The sequence below is a fragment of the Kineococcus terrestris genome, from assembly GCF_041020755.1.
GTDB classification, from domain to species: Bacteria; Actinomycetota; Actinomycetes; order Actinomycetales; family Kineococcaceae; genus Kineococcus; species Kineococcus terrestris.
Window position 1 is genome coordinate 36,063 of the sequence record NZ_JBEUEI010000001.1, and the last position, 12,759, is coordinate 48,821.

General features: G+C 78.2%; 14 protein-coding genes. 8 read left to right on the forward strand and 6 right to left on the reverse strand.

Features of this window, described 5'->3' with window-relative positions:
• Positions 1-40 precede the first annotated feature (40 nt).
• The gene (locus tag AB8M62_RS00160; RefSeq protein WP_369055199.1) at positions 41-1,024 is read right to left on the reverse strand and encodes an alpha-ketoacid dehydrogenase subunit beta; all 984 of its coding nucleotides are present in this window, start codon (positions 1,022-1,024) and stop codon (positions 41-43) included.
• Complete coding sequence (gene pdhA / locus AB8M62_RS00165; protein ID WP_373694814.1) at positions 1,024-2,166, reverse strand: pyruvate dehydrogenase (acetyl-transferring) E1 component subunit alpha; 1,143 nt, start codon at positions 2,164-2,166, stop codon at positions 1,024-1,026. Before pdhA ends, AB8M62_RS00160 begins: the two co-directional genes overlap by 1 nt.
• A 191-nt stretch (positions 2,167-2,357) precedes the next feature.
• Between pdhA and AB8M62_RS00170 the strand changes: the two genes are divergently transcribed.
• On the forward strand, positions 2,358-3,473 hold the full coding sequence (locus AB8M62_RS00170; RefSeq protein ID WP_369055197.1) for a sensor domain-containing diguanylate cyclase: 1,116 nt from the start codon (positions 2,358-2,360) through the stop codon (positions 3,471-3,473).
• Positions 3,474-3,506: 33 nt separating this feature from the next.
• Here the strand turns inward: AB8M62_RS00170 and hisC are convergent, their stop codons facing one another.
• Positions 3,507-4,592 carry a histidinol-phosphate transaminase gene (gene hisC, locus AB8M62_RS00175; RefSeq protein ID WP_369055195.1) on the reverse strand — a complete coding sequence of 362 codons (1,086 nt, stop codon included), beginning with the start codon at positions 4,590-4,592 and terminating at the stop codon, positions 3,507-3,509.
• Positions 4,593-4,794: 202 nt separating this feature from the next.
• On the opposite strand from hisC, the gene AB8M62_RS00180 reads away from it, so the two are divergent.
• Together AB8M62_RS00180 and AB8M62_RS00185 are read left to right on the forward strand one after the other, a co-directional pair.
• Positions 4,795-5,304 carry a flavin reductase family protein gene (locus AB8M62_RS00180; protein ID WP_369055194.1) on the forward strand — a complete coding sequence of 170 codons (510 nt, stop codon included), beginning with the start codon at positions 4,795-4,797 and terminating at the stop codon, positions 5,302-5,304.
• Positions 5,301-5,861 (forward strand): NADPH-dependent FMN reductase, encoded by a 561-nt coding sequence (locus tag AB8M62_RS00185; RefSeq protein WP_369055193.1) that lies wholly within the window; start codon positions 5,301-5,303, stop codon positions 5,859-5,861. Before AB8M62_RS00180 ends, AB8M62_RS00185 begins: the two co-directional genes overlap by 4 nt.
• Here AB8M62_RS00185 and AB8M62_RS00190 read toward each other — a convergent pair.
• Together AB8M62_RS00190 and AB8M62_RS00195 are read right to left on the reverse strand one after the other, a co-directional pair.
• Positions 5,822-7,432, reverse strand: a complete 1,611-nt coding sequence (locus AB8M62_RS00190) for a hypothetical protein (protein ID WP_369055192.1) — start codon at positions 7,430-7,432, stop codon at positions 5,822-5,824. The genes AB8M62_RS00185 and AB8M62_RS00190 overlap by 40 nt on opposite strands.
• Positions 7,429-7,737 (reverse strand): hypothetical protein, encoded by a 309-nt coding sequence (locus AB8M62_RS00195; RefSeq protein WP_369055191.1) that lies wholly within the window; start codon positions 7,735-7,737, stop codon positions 7,429-7,431. The genes AB8M62_RS00190 and AB8M62_RS00195 overlap by 4 nt, the downstream gene beginning before the upstream one ends.
• A gap of 165 nt (positions 7,738-7,902) precedes the next feature.
• Here AB8M62_RS00195 and AB8M62_RS00200 point away from each other — a divergent pair, with 165 nt between their 5' ends.
• The 5 genes from AB8M62_RS00200 to AB8M62_RS00220 all read left to right on the forward strand — a co-directional run bounded on the left by AB8M62_RS00200 (position 7,903) and on the right by AB8M62_RS00220 (position 12,101).
• A complete protein-coding gene (locus AB8M62_RS00200) occupies positions 7,903-8,706 on the forward strand; it encodes a fructosamine kinase family protein (protein ID WP_369055190.1) in 804 nt (267 codons plus the stop codon).
• Complete coding sequence (locus AB8M62_RS00205) at positions 8,703-9,302, forward strand: molybdenum cofactor biosysynthesis protein (RefSeq protein WP_369068252.1); 600 nt, start codon at positions 8,703-8,705, stop codon at positions 9,300-9,302. Before AB8M62_RS00200 ends, AB8M62_RS00205 begins: the two co-directional genes overlap by 4 nt.
• 52 nt (positions 9,303-9,354) lie before the next feature.
• The gene (locus AB8M62_RS00210) at positions 9,355-9,555 is read left to right on the forward strand and encodes a hypervirulence associated TUDOR domain-containing protein (protein WP_369055188.1); all 201 of its coding nucleotides are present in this window, start codon (positions 9,355-9,357) and stop codon (positions 9,553-9,555) included.
• A 76-nt stretch (positions 9,556-9,631) separates the two neighbouring features.
• A complete protein-coding gene (gene purB / locus AB8M62_RS00215) occupies positions 9,632-11,062 on the forward strand; it encodes an adenylosuccinate lyase (protein WP_373694815.1) in 1,431 nt (476 codons plus the stop codon).
• 1 nt (position 11,063) lies between these two features.
• The gene (locus AB8M62_RS00220) at positions 11,064-12,101 is read left to right on the forward strand and encodes a zinc-binding dehydrogenase (RefSeq protein ID WP_369055185.1); all 1,038 of its coding nucleotides are present in this window, start codon (positions 11,064-11,066) and stop codon (positions 12,099-12,101) included.
• Here AB8M62_RS00220 and AB8M62_RS00225 read toward each other — a convergent pair.
• The gene (locus tag AB8M62_RS00225) at positions 12,076-12,684 is read right to left on the reverse strand and encodes a hypothetical protein (protein WP_369068253.1); all 609 of its coding nucleotides are present in this window, start codon (positions 12,682-12,684) and stop codon (positions 12,076-12,078) included. The genes AB8M62_RS00220 and AB8M62_RS00225 overlap by 26 nt on opposite strands.
• Positions 12,685-12,759 lie beyond the last annotated feature (75 nt).

Consider the following 12,759-nt stretch of genomic DNA (forward strand, 5'->3'; position numbering starts at 1 on the left):
CGGGCGTTTCCTGGGGTTCCTGCGGTCGTCCGGGCCGCGCTCAGGCGGCGAGCGCGCGGTCGACGGCGTCGAGCACCCGGTCGATCCCGGGCAGGTAGTGCTCCTCGACGCGGGCGACCGGGTACGGCACGTGGAAACCGCCGACGCGCTGCACGGGCGCCTCCAGCGAGTAGAAGCAGCGCTCCTGCACGCGCGCGGCCAGCTCGGCGCCGGCGCCGAAGAACGTCGGCGCCTCCTGCACCACCACCAGCCGGCCGGTGCGCTGCACCGACTCGGCGACGGTGTCCACGTCCATCGGGGAGATCGAGCGCAGGTCCACGACCTCCAGCTGCGTGCCGTCCTCGGCGGCGGCCGCGGCGGCGTCCAGCGCCAGCCGCACCGTGGGGCCGTAGGCGACGACGGTCGCGTCGGTGCCGGCGCGCAGGACGCGCGCGCGGTGCAGGGGGGTGACCTGCCCGGGAGCCAGGTCGACGTCCACGTCGCCCTTCTCCCAGTAGCGGCGCTCCGGCTCCAGGAACAGCACCGGGTCCGCGGAGGCGATCGACTGCTGCACCATCCAGTACGCGTCGTGCGCGGAGGCGGGGGTGACCACGCGCAGGCCGGCCACGTGCGCGAACAGGGCCTCGGGGCTCTCGGAGTGGTGCTCGACCGAGCCGATCCCCCCGCCCGCGGGCATCCGGATGACGACGGGCACGCTCAGGCGCCCGCGCGAGCGGGCCCGCAGCTTCGCCAGCTGCGTGACGATCTGGTTCACCGCCGGGTACACGAACCCGTTGAACTGGATCTCGCAGACGGGCCGGTACCCGCGCAGCGCCATGCCGGTCGCGGTGCCGACGATGCCGGCCTCGGCCAGCGGGGTGTCGATGACGCGGTCCTCGCCGAAGTCCTTCTGCAGGCCGTCGGTGACGCGGAAGACCCCGCCCAGCTTGCCGATGTCCTCGCCCATGAGGACGACGCGCGGGTCGCGGTCCATCGCCGCCCGCAGACCCGCCGTGATCGCCTTGCCCAGCGCCATGCGCTCCATCAGCGTGCTCCTCCGGTGATCGCGGCGGACTCCTCGTCGTGGCGCGCCCACGCGGCGAGGAACTCGTCGCGCTCCTCGACGACCTGGGTGTGCGGCTCGGCGTAGGCGTGGTCGAACATCGCCGCCGGGTCCGGCTCGGGCAGCGCGCGCACCCCGGCGCGCAGCCGCTCGGCGAACGCGTCGGCCTCCGCCGCCAGCGCGGTCTCGAACGCCTCGTCGAGCAGGCCCTCGGAGGCGAGGTGCGCGCGGAACCGGTCGATCGGGTCCTTGTCGCGCCAGGCGTCCACGTCGGCCGCGCTGCGGTAGCGGGTCGGGTCGTCGGAGGTGGTGTGCGCGCCCATCCGGTACGTGTACGCCTCGACGAACGTGGGCCCGCCGCCGGCGCGGGCGCGGTCCAGGGCGGAGCGGACGACGGCCAGGCAGGCCAGCACGTCGTTGCCGTCGACGAGGACGCCCGGCATCCCGGCGCCCTCGGCGCGGCGGTGGATCGGCACGCGGGTCTGGCGCTCGACCGGCTCGGAGATGGCCCACTGGTTGTTCTGGCAGAAGAACACGACGGGGGCGTTGAACACCGCCGCCCAGCTCAGCGCCTCCGCGGTCTCGCCCTGCGAGCTGGCGCCGTCGCCCAGGTAGGCGATGACGGCGGTGTCGCGGGCCGGGTCGCCGGTGCCGACGGCCCCGTCGCGCTGGATCCCCATGCCGTAGCCGACGGCCGGCAGCAGCTGCGCGGCGATGACGAGCGTGTACGGGTGCACGCGGTGCGCGGCCGGGTCCCAGCCGCCGTGGTCGGTGCCGCGGTACAGGCTCAGCACGTGCAGCGGGTCGATGCCGCGGCCCAGGACGGCGCCGTGGTCGCGGTAGGTGGGGAAGACCTGGTCGTGCGGGCGGGTCGCGCGGGCGGCGCCGACCTGGGCGCCCTCCTGGCCCCGGCTGCCGGCCCACAGGCCCAGCTCGCCCTGGCGCTGCAGCGCCTCCGCCTCCGCGTCCAGCCGGCGCAGCAGCACCAGGTCGCGCAGGACGTCGCGCAGCTCGTCCGGCGCGAGGTCCACGTCGTGCTCGGGGTGGTGGCGCCGGACCCCCGAGGGGTCGAGCAGCTGCACCATCGGCTCGGTGCGGGCCGGGCCGGCCGCCGCGTCGCTCACGTGCTCCCCCTCGTCCGGGTCCTGGGCGGGTCCCGCCCGGACCGCCCCGGCGGGCGGAGGAGCCGAACCTACGGTCGCGTACCTTACGCCTGCGTACCCTACGCGGAAGCAGGTGCGACGTCGACGCGCCGACGGGCGCCGACCGGGTGAGGGGTGGTCGAGGCGTGGCGCGCACCGGTCGATGGAGGGGTGTGAACGTCGAGACGTGGCGTCGGGCACTGCGCACCTCCCGCGCGCCGGGCTGGCGCGTGCTGCGCGTGACCGCCTTCACCGCCTCCTACCTGCTGTGCGTCCTGTTCGCGTGGTGGCTGGCCGGCGTCCTGGACGCGCCGCGGGCCAGCCTGGGCAGCCAGCTGCTCACGTGGGGCGTGGCGACCGTCCTGTTCACCGACGACGTGCAGGACCTGGTGGCCGGGCGCTCGCCGCACCGGCGGGTGGAGCTGCGCCTCGTCGTCGTCTCCGCCGCCCTGGCCGTGGCGTCCGCCTCGACGGGGCTGCCCTTCGTCTACCCCTTCCTGGCCGCCGCCCTGGCCGCGCACGTCGCCCAGCGCGAACCCGGCCCGCGCACCACGGTCGCGGGTGTGGTGACCACGGTCGTCGGCACGCTGGCCGTCGAGGGCGCCGTGCACGCGGGGTGGCTGTGGCTGACCCTGCCGCCGGCGCTGTCGCACGTGGCCGCCCTGGTGCTCCTGACGCTGTCGGTCACGGTCCTGCTGAGCGTCACCCGGCTGGCCGCGCGGGAGCGCCGCGCGGCCGAGGCGCTGGCCGCCGAGCAGCGCCGGCGCCACGACGAGCTGCTGCACGCGGCGCTGCACGACCCGCTGACCGGCCTGCTCAACCGCCGCGGGGCCGGCGAGGCGCTGGCCGCCGCCGTCCGGGCCGCGAGCCCGCGGGAGCCCGCCGCCCTCGTCTACCTGGACCTCGACGGGTTCAAGCTCGTCAACGACGTGCACGGCCACCAGGCCGGTGACCGGCTGCTGGTGCAGGTCGCCGCGCGCCTGGCGGCCGCCGTCCCGGCGGGCGCGGCACTGGCGCGCACCGGCGGGGACGAGTTCGTCGTCGTGCTGCGCGGGTCCGCAGCCGCAGCGCCCGCGGCCCTCGCGGAGCGGCTGCGCGCCGCGCTGGTCGCCCCCGTCCCCCTGGACGGGTCCGGCAGGACCTGCGGCGTCGGCGCGAGCGCCGGCACCGCCGCGACCACCGCCCCCGTGGACCCCGAGGACCTGGTGCGACGGGCCGACGCGGCCATGTACGAGGACAAGCGCCGACGGCGCGCCACCTCGGGGACCCCGGTGCGGCTGCCCGGCTGAGCCGCGCGGGCACCCGCCACCGCGGCGGCCGCCTCAGCGCAGGCCGGCGGCGACCTCCAGCAGGCGGTCGTTGGCGGCGGTCTCGGCGACGGTGACGCGGATCCCGTCGCCCGCGAACGGGCGCACCACGAGGCCCTCCACCGCGAAGGCGTCGGCCAGCTCCAGCGCCCGCTCCCCCACGGGCAGCCACACGAAGTTGCCCTGCGCGTCGGGCACGTCCCAGCCCTGCGCGCGCAGCCCGCCGAGGACGCGGCGGCGCTCGGCGGCCAGCGCCGCGACGCGCTCCATCAGCTCGGCCTCCGCGGCCGGGCGCAGGGACGCCACGACCGCGGCCTGGGCGACGCCCGAGACGCCGAAGGGCGTGGAGGAGCGGCGCAGCGCGGAGGCCACGCGCGCCTCGGCCAGGGCCACGCCCACGCGCAGCCCGGCCAGCCCGTACGCCTTGGAGAAGGTGCGCAGCACGACGAGGTTGGGGTACCGGCGCGACAGCTGGACACCGTCCGGCACGTCGGGGTCGTCGACGAACTCGCGGTACGCCTCGTCGAGGACGACGAGCACGTCGCCGGGCGCGCGGTCCAGGAAGTCCGTCAGCTCGCCGCTGCGCAGCGCCGGGCCGGTGGGGTTGTTGGGCGAGCACAGCACCACCAGGCGCGTGCGGGGGGTGATCGCGGCGAGCATCGCGGGCAGGTCGTGCCGGGCGTCCGCGGTCAGCGGCACCTGCACGGCGGTCGCCTCGGCCAGCGCCGCGGTGACGGGGTACGCCTCGAAGGAGCGCCACGCGTAGACGACCTCGTCGCCGGGCCCGCACGTCGTCTCGGCCAGCTGCGCCAGCAGCCGCACGCTGCCGGTGGCGGCGACCAGCTGCTCGGCCGGCACGTCCCAGCGCCGCGCGACGGCCGCGAGCATCTCCGCGGCCGCCGGGTCCGGGTAGCGGTTGAGGCCGGCCGCGGCCTCGGCGACGGCGCTGACCACGCTCGGCAGCGGCGGGTAGGGGTTCTCGTTGGACGACAGCTTCCACACCCGCAGCCCCTCCCGCGCGAGCGCCGGCTTGCCGGCGACGTAGGCGGGGACCTTCTCCAGGTGCGGGCGCAGCCGCGGGGCGGACGGGGTGCTGGGCATGGCCCCAGGCTAGGCCGCGGCGGCCGCCGGCCGGGGGCTCGCCCGCGTCCCGCCAGCGCCCCGCCCGCTCCGGTGCCGGGAGCGGCGCGGGGGTGCACGATGGGCCCAGCACGGGCCGACGGGGCGGGTGCCGGTGGTGCGTGCCGTCGGCCGCGCCCCCCGGCGCCGGCCGACCCTGCCCCAGCGAACGTGGACGGACCTGATGCCTGAGCTCATCGACTACTCCGACGACCCCAAGGCGCTCTTCGCCACCTTCGCGCTCTTCCCCTCCGGCGTGGCGGCGCTGTCGGCCGTCGTGGACGGCAACCCCGTCGTGCTCGTCGCCTCCTCCTTCCAGGTGGGCATCTCGGCCAAGCCGCCGCTGGTCCTCGTGGCCGTGCAGCACACCTCGACGAGCTGGCCGAAGCTGGCGACGGTGCCGCGCATCGGGATCTCGGTGCTCGGGGAGGCCCACGACACCGCCGCGCGGCAGATGGCCTCCAAAGCGGGCGACCGGTTCGCGGGGATCCCGACGACGACCACCCCGGAGGGGTCGCTGTTCGTCGACGGGGCGCCGGTGTGGCTGGAGTGCAGCGTCCACTCGCAGTTCCCCGCCGGCGACCACGACGTCGTCCTGCTGCAGGTGCACAAGATGGCCACGGACGCCGACCTGGAGCCGCTGGTGTGGCACGGCAGCGGGTTCCGGGCGCTGCAGCCGCGGGTGGGCGCGTGAGCGCGGCCGGCGGGCGGGAGGCGCCCGCGCCGCGCACGGGCGTGGTGGTCGGCAACCCGAAGCCCGCCTCGCGGACGCTGGCGGCGGCCGTGCGGGCGGTGGAGCTGCTGTCCGGGCGCGCGCCCGACCTCGTCGTGGACGTGACCACCCTCGGCCCGGGGCTGCTGAGCTGGGGCGACGAGGCCGTGGGCCGCGCCGTCGAGGAGGTCGGTGCCCTCGACCTGCTGGTGGTGGCCAGCCCCACCTACAAGGCCACCTACACGGGGCTGCTGAAGCTGTTCCTGGACCGCTTCGCCGGCGGGGAGGGGCTGCGCGACGTGACCGCGGTGCCGCTGATGCTCGGGGCGGGTCCCGCGCACGCGCTGGCCGCGGACCTGCTGCTCAAGCCGGTCCTGGCCGAGCTGGGCGCCGCGCTGCCGGCGCCGGGGCTGTACCTGCTCGACACCGAGGGCGCGGGCTCGCCCGCGCTGGAGGCCTACGCCGAGCGCTGGGGACCGGTGCTGCGGGCGGCGGCCGCTCACGGTGCGGCCGCTCGCGGCAGCCGCTCGGCGGTGTAGTCGAAGACCTCCACGCGGGCGCCGGGGCGGTCGAGGAAGGGGGCGGCCGACGCCCGGAACACGACCAGGGCGGGGTCGTCGCTGCGGTCGGCGAGCGCCGCGGTGGCCACGTAGGCCGAGGAGGCGTGCGCCGCCAGCGGGTCCAGGCCGCCGGACGCGCCGGTGTCGCGGCGCACGACGGTGCGGCTGTCCGAGGACGGCGCGTCGGCCCCGTCGAGGGAGGGCACGACGTCGTCCACGTGCTCCAGCGACAGGACGCGCACGTCCGCCGGGACGGCGGTGGTGTCGGTGGGCGCGCCGGCGGTGACGACGTGGGTGACCGTGAACTCCTCGCGGACGGCCGGGTCGGCGGCGACGGCGGACACCGTCAGCCCGCCCTGGCTGTGCCCGGCCAGCAGCACCGGTTCCCCCGGTGCGGCGCCGGCGGCCCGCAGCGCCTGCACGACGGCGCCCGCGGTGGCGGTCTCCTGCCCGGCCACCGCGCGCACGTTCGTCGTCAGGTCCATCGGGTTGGCGCCGGGCACCGGGCTCCACTCCTGGGTGCCCGGCACGGCCACGACCCAGGCGACCCGCCCGTCGGCGCCGGTGACGCGCTCGACGCGCAGGGACCCCGGTGGCGGGGTCGTCGCCCCCGGCACCCGCCCGCCCAGGCTCTCCCGGCCCGGCGGCCAGCCCGTCGACTGCTGCGCCACCCCGTCGAGCAGCTCCGCCAGCCCGGCCGCGGGCCGCACGGGCGCGGCGCGACCGGCCACGGGGCGGACGGTGACGGCGTCGGTGCGGCGCCCGCCGCCGAGGGCGCCGGCCAGCCCGCCGGCCGCGACGACGGCTCCGGCCACGCCCGCGACGTCGTCGTCCGCGCCGGGCGCGAGCACCTGCGCGGCCGCGCCGAGCAGCGGCTGGCGCTGCCCGGCGGCGGCGAGGAGGTGCGGGGTCAGCGCGACGACCTCGCGGGTGAGCCCCGGGTGGGCGGCGAACACGTCGACGGCCAGGGCGCGCGCGTCGTGCTCGGCGTCGGCCAGCTGCTCGCGGGCGGTGTCGGCCGCGACCCGCTCCAGGCGGGCGGTGTCCAGGTCGCCCGTCCGCGCCTGGCGCACCGCCTCGACCGCGACCGCGCCGGTGACGACGTCGACCCGGCGCAGGGCGTCGGCGGCCACGACGGCGGCGGCCCCGGCCGCCAGGCCCGGCGCCGCCTCGACGACCAGCCCGGCGGTGGCGCGCCGGGCGGCCGCCACGACCGCCTCTGCGGCCTCGTCCCCGACGCGGTAGCGCAGCGCCGCGAAGCGCAGCCGGCCGGCCAGCGCGATCGTCTCCGCCGCGACGGCGGCGGCGTTGCGCGGGCCGAGCAGCAGGTCGTGCACCGCCGCGGCCAGCGTCCACGCCGAGGCCGGTGCCGCGGGGGCGCTGACGAGCAGCTGCGGGGAGGCCGCCCAGCGGACCGCGTCGGCGCCCAGCAGCACCAGCTCCTCGGCCGCCGCGCCCAGCGCGGCCGCCGTCCCCTCCAGCAGCGCGAGGTCCACGACCGCCGGGCCACCGGTGCTGACGTGCAGCGCCCCTGCGCCGCCCGCGCTCACGCGCCGGTCTCCACCGCGGCGGCGTGGGCGCGCGCGGCCGCCGCGACGTCCTCCCACGCCCGCGCGAGGGCGCGCGCCGCACCCTCGCGCTCCGCGGCCCGCCCGGCGAAGGCGGCCGCGGCCCGTCCCTGCCACCCGGTGCCGCCGTCCGCCGCGAGCGCCCGCAGCCGCTGCGCCACGACGTCGGCGCGGTGGGCGCCGCCGTCGGCGCGCACGGCCAGCTCCCGCACCTGCTCGGCCAGCTCGCCCCGCAGCCCCGCCCCGGCACCCGCCGCGACCTCCACGCCCGTCACACCCACCGGCATCCGCCCGCACCTCCCGCACCCCGACCCGGTCCCGACACCCGCGGGACGCTAGGCAGCGGGCCGGTGCGGGACTCCGCCCGCGGTCGCGGCCTGTGGACGGGCGGGACCGGGCCGGCCTGTGGGTCCCGCGGCGCGACCGGGCGGCAGCGGGCGGCGCCGGGCAGCATGGGCGCCGTGAGCGCGAGCCCGGACCTGCACGTCAAGCGGCTGCCCGCCGCGCACCGCGCCCCGGGCGCGCTGGCCGCCGAGGCCGCCGGGCTGCGCTGGCTGGCCGCCGCGGGCGGCGCGGCCGTGGTGCGGGTGCACGCGGTGGACGAGGACGAGCTCGTCCTCGACCGGGTCGTCGAGACCCGGGCCACCCCGGCCGCCGCCGAGCGCTTCGGGCGGGACCTGGCCCGCACGCACGCCGCCGGCGCGCCCCGCTTCGGCGCGCCCCCGCCCGGGGTGGAGGGCGACGCGTGGATCGCGGCGCTGCGGCTGCCGATGACGCGCGAGGGCGAGGACCTGCCCTGGGGCGCCTTCTACGCCCGGCACCGGCTGCAGCCGTACCTGCGCGCCGCGCGCGACGCGGGCGCCCTGGACGCCGACGACGTCGCGGTCGTGGAGCGGGTCTGCGCCCGGCTGGAGGACGGCGACGGGGCCCTGGTCGCCGGCGGCGAGCGCCCGGCGCGGCTGCACGGGGACCTGTGGTCGGGCAACGTGCTGTGGTCGGCGGGCGGCGCGGTGCTCATCGACCCGGCCGCGCACGGCGGGCACCCGGAGACGGACCTGGCGATGCTGGCGCTGTTCGGCGCCCCGCACCTGGACCGCGTCCTGGCCGCGCACGCGGAGGCCGCCGGCACCCCGGACGGCTGGCGCGAGCGGGTGCCGCTGCACCAGCTGCACCCGCTGCTGGTGCACACCGTCCTGTTCGGCGGCGGGTACGCGGCGCAGGCCGTGCGCGCGGCGAGCGCCTGCGCGGCGCTGTGAACGCCGCCGGGCACCCGGCCGCGGCCAAGCTGCCGCACGCGGCGCGGGTGGAGCTGCTGCACCTGCTCGTCTCGCCCGAGCACGCCTACTTCGGCCGTCCCCGCGACGGGGCCGCCGACGTGCCGACCACCGACGCCGACGAGGTGGAGGTGGTGGCGGGCAAGGGGATCGTCGGGGACCGGTTCTTCGGCAAGGCCGCGCACATGGACGCCGCCGTCACGTTCCTGGCGGTGGAGGCGTGGGAGGCGGTCGCCGCGGACCTGCGGCTGGGCGCCGTGCCCGACCCGCTGCTGGCGCGGCGCAACCTCGTGGTGCGCGGGCTGGAGCTGGACCCGCTGCGCGGCACGGACTTCCTGCTCGAGACGGCGGCCGGGTCGGTGCTCTTCCACGGCGGACGCCCGGCGAACCCGTGCGCGTGGATGGACCGGGTGGTCGCCCCCGGCGCGCACCGGGCGCTGCGCGGGCGCGGCGGGCTGCGCTGCACGCCGCTCACGAGCGGGCGCCTGTCGCGCGGGCCGGCGACGCTGCGCTCGTCCGTGCCGCTGGACGCCGCCCGCGCCGGGGAGGCCGTCCTGCGGCGGGTACCGCTGCAGTGAAGCCCGCCCGCGCCGGGGTGCGCACCGGGGTGGGCGGCGCCAGGGTGGGTCCATGGTGAAGAAGGGCGACCACGTCGAGTGGAACACCTCCCAGGGCAAGACCGAGGGGGAGGTCGTGGACCGGAAGACCGACGACTTCGAGCTGGACGGCAAGCAGCGCCGGGCCTCCGACGACGACCCGCAGGTCGTCGTGGAGAGCGACAAGTCCGGCAAGGAGGCCGCCCACAAGGAGTCCTCGGTCGACAAGGCCTGAGCGGGGCCCGAGCGCGGCCCGGACGGCCCCCGACGGGCCGCCCGGGCGGCGGGGGCGCCCCGGCCCGCGTGGGACCATGACGCGCGTGACGGAGCCCACCACCGCCGACGTCCCGACCGACCCGCGGCCCGCCGACCTCGGCGGACCCGCCCTCGGCCCCCTCGACGGCCGCTACCGGCGCTCCGTCGCCCCGCTGGCCGAGCACCTGTCCGAGGCGGCGCTGAACCGCCGCCGCGTGCACGTCGAGGTCGAGTGGCTGGTGCACCTGGGCACCCACGACGTCGTGCCCGGCGTGCGGCGCCTGACGGGCGACGAGGTGGCGTTCCTGCGCTCCCTGCCGCTGGCGTTCGACGCCGCGGCCGTGGCCGAGCTCGCCGAGATCGAGCGCGTCACCGTGCACGACGTCAAGGCCGTGGAGTACTGGGTCAAGCGGCGGCTGGAGGGCACGTCGCTGGCCGACGTCGCCGAGCTCACGCACCTGTTCTGCACCAGCGAGGACGTCAACAACCTCTCCTACGCGCTGATGGTGCGCGACGCCGTGCGCCTGGTGTGGCTGCCCGCGGCGAGCGCGCTGGCCGACGACGTGGCGCGGATGGCGCACGAGCTGCGCGACCTGCCGATGCTGGCCCGCACCCACGGGCAGCCGGCCACCCCCACCACCCTCGGCAAGGAGCTCGCGGTCCTGGCGCACCGCCTGCGCCGCCAGCTGGACCGCGTGGCGCGCGCGGAGTACCTGGGCAAGTTCAACGGCGCCACCGGCACCTACGCCGCGCACCGCGCCGCCGTTCCCGGCACCGACTGGCCGGCCGTCTCGCGCGAGTTCGTCACCTCCCTGGGCCTGACGTGGAACCCGCTGACGACGCAGATCGAGTCGCACGACTGGCAGGCGGAGCTGTACGCCGACGTCGCCCGCTACGGCCGCGTGCTGCACAACCTGTGCACCGACGTCTGGACGTACATCTCCTACGGGTACTTCGCGCAGGTGCGCGGGCAGGGCACCGTGGGGTCCTCGACGATGCCGCACAAGGTGAACCCCATCCGGTTCGAGAACGCCGAGGCGAACCTGGAGGTCTCCGGCGGGCTGTTCCGGGTGCTGGAGGAGACGCTGACGACCTCGCGCCTGCAGCGCGACCTGACGGACTCCTCGATGCAGCGCAACATCGGTGTCGCGTTCGGGCACTCGCTGCTGGCGGTGGAGAACGCCCGCAAGGGACTGGCCGGGCTGGACGCGGTGCCGCAGGCGCTGGCCGCCGACCTGGACGCCACGTGGGAGGTGCTCGGCGAGGCCGTGCAGTCGGTGATGCGCGTGCACGGGCTGCCCGAGCCGTACGAGCGGCTCAAGGAGCTCACCCGCGGGCGCAGGGTCGACCAGGCCAAGCTGCGCGAGTTCGTCGCCGGTCTCGGCCTGCCCGCCGACGAGGCCGCGCGCCTGGCGGACCTGACCCCCGGCGCGTACACGGGCGACGCGGCCGCGCTGGTGGACGTCCTCGACGCACCCCGCGGCTGACGTGCGCGCGGTCCTCGTCGAGGGTTTCGGCGCCCCGGCCCGCGTGGCCGAGGTGCCCGACCCCTCCCCCGCCCCGCACGGCGTGGTCGTCGCCGTCGAGGCGACCGGGGTGTGCCGCAGCGACTGGCACGCCTGGCAGGGCCACGACGAGGACGTCGTCCTGCCGCACGTGCCCGGGCACGAGCTGGCCGGTCGGGTCGTCGCCGCCGGGCGCGACGTGCGCCGCTGGCGCGCCGGGGACCGGGTGACGACGCCGTTCGTCACCGCGTGCGGGACGTGCCCGGAGTGCGCGGCCGGGCAGCAGCAGGTGTGCCGCGAGCAGACCCAGCCGGGTTTCACCGGGTGGGGCTCGTTCGCGGAGCTCGTCGCCCTGGACCACGCCGACACGAACCTCGTCACCCTCGGAGAGCGCCCCGCCGCGTCCGCCGCGGCGCTGGGCTGCCGGGTGGCGACGGCGTTCCGCGCCGTCGTGGACGTCGCGCAGGTGCGCGCCGGGGAGACCGTCGCCGTGCACGGCTGCGGCGGGGTGGGCCTGTCCGCCGTCGCGGTGGCCGCCGCGTGCGGGGCGCGCGTGGTCGCCAGCGACCCCTCGCCCGCGGCGCGGGAGCTGGCCGGCCGCTTCGGCGCCGCGCACGTCGTGGACCCGGCCGCCGTCGACGTCGTGGAGGCCGTCACCGAGCTGACCGGCGGCGGCGCGCACGCCTCCCTGGACGCGGTGGGCCTGGCGGCCACGTGCGAGGCGTCGGTGCGGTCCCTGCGCCGGCGCGGGCGGCACGTGCAGGTCGGGTTGCTGCCCGCGGCGTCCGGGCGCCCGCTGGTGCCCATGGACCGCGTCGTCGCGTTCGAGCTGCGGGTGCTGGGCAGCCACGGGATGGCCGCCCACGACTACCCGCGGCTGCTGGAGCTCGTCGACGGCGGCGCGTTCCCGCTGGCGGAGCTGGTGACGCGGGAACTGCCGCTGGCCGACGGGCCCCGGGCGCTCGCGGAGGTGGGCACGGCCGCCGCCGCCGGGGTCACGGTGCTGCTGCCGGGTTCCTGAGGGTCGCGGCGCCGCGGCCCGCGACGACCGCGTCCGCGCGGCGGGCGCCGAGCAGCGCGAGGCCGACGTACAGGGCGGCTTCGGCGTACCCGGGGTGCGCCCACCGGGGGGCCAGCGCGCCGGCCGCGACGGCCAGTCCCAGCAGGAGCACCGGCGCGGCCATCAGCGCGCCCGCCGTCCCGGCCCCGGGCACGCGCAGCAGCGTCACCCCCAGCACCGCGCCGGCCAGGAACAGCAGCAGGAACGCCGTCCCGCCGGGGACCTCCAGCAGCGCCGGAGCACCGCCGGCGACGGCGCCGACCGCGAAGCAGACGGCGAGCACCACCAGCGCCGCGGTGACCACCCGCCGCAGCACCCGGCGGGCGCGCGAGCCGGCGTCGGCGGCGGCGCCCGCGCGGACGAGACCGGCCGCGAGCAGCGCGTAGGCCGCCGCGTGGACGACGTCCACGACGCCCGACCACCAGCGCACCGAGTCGTCGTCGACGAGGTTGTCGCCGGTCAGGCCGAGCACGACGGCGTCCCCGACGGCGACGGCGGAGGCGCAGACCGCTGCGGTGAGGGCAGCCCGTCCGAGTGCGTCCACGATCTTCTCCCGGTCCTGGACGGCGGCCCGGAGCCGGCCGTCTGTCCCGCGGACGCTAGGCGGGCGCGCGCCCCG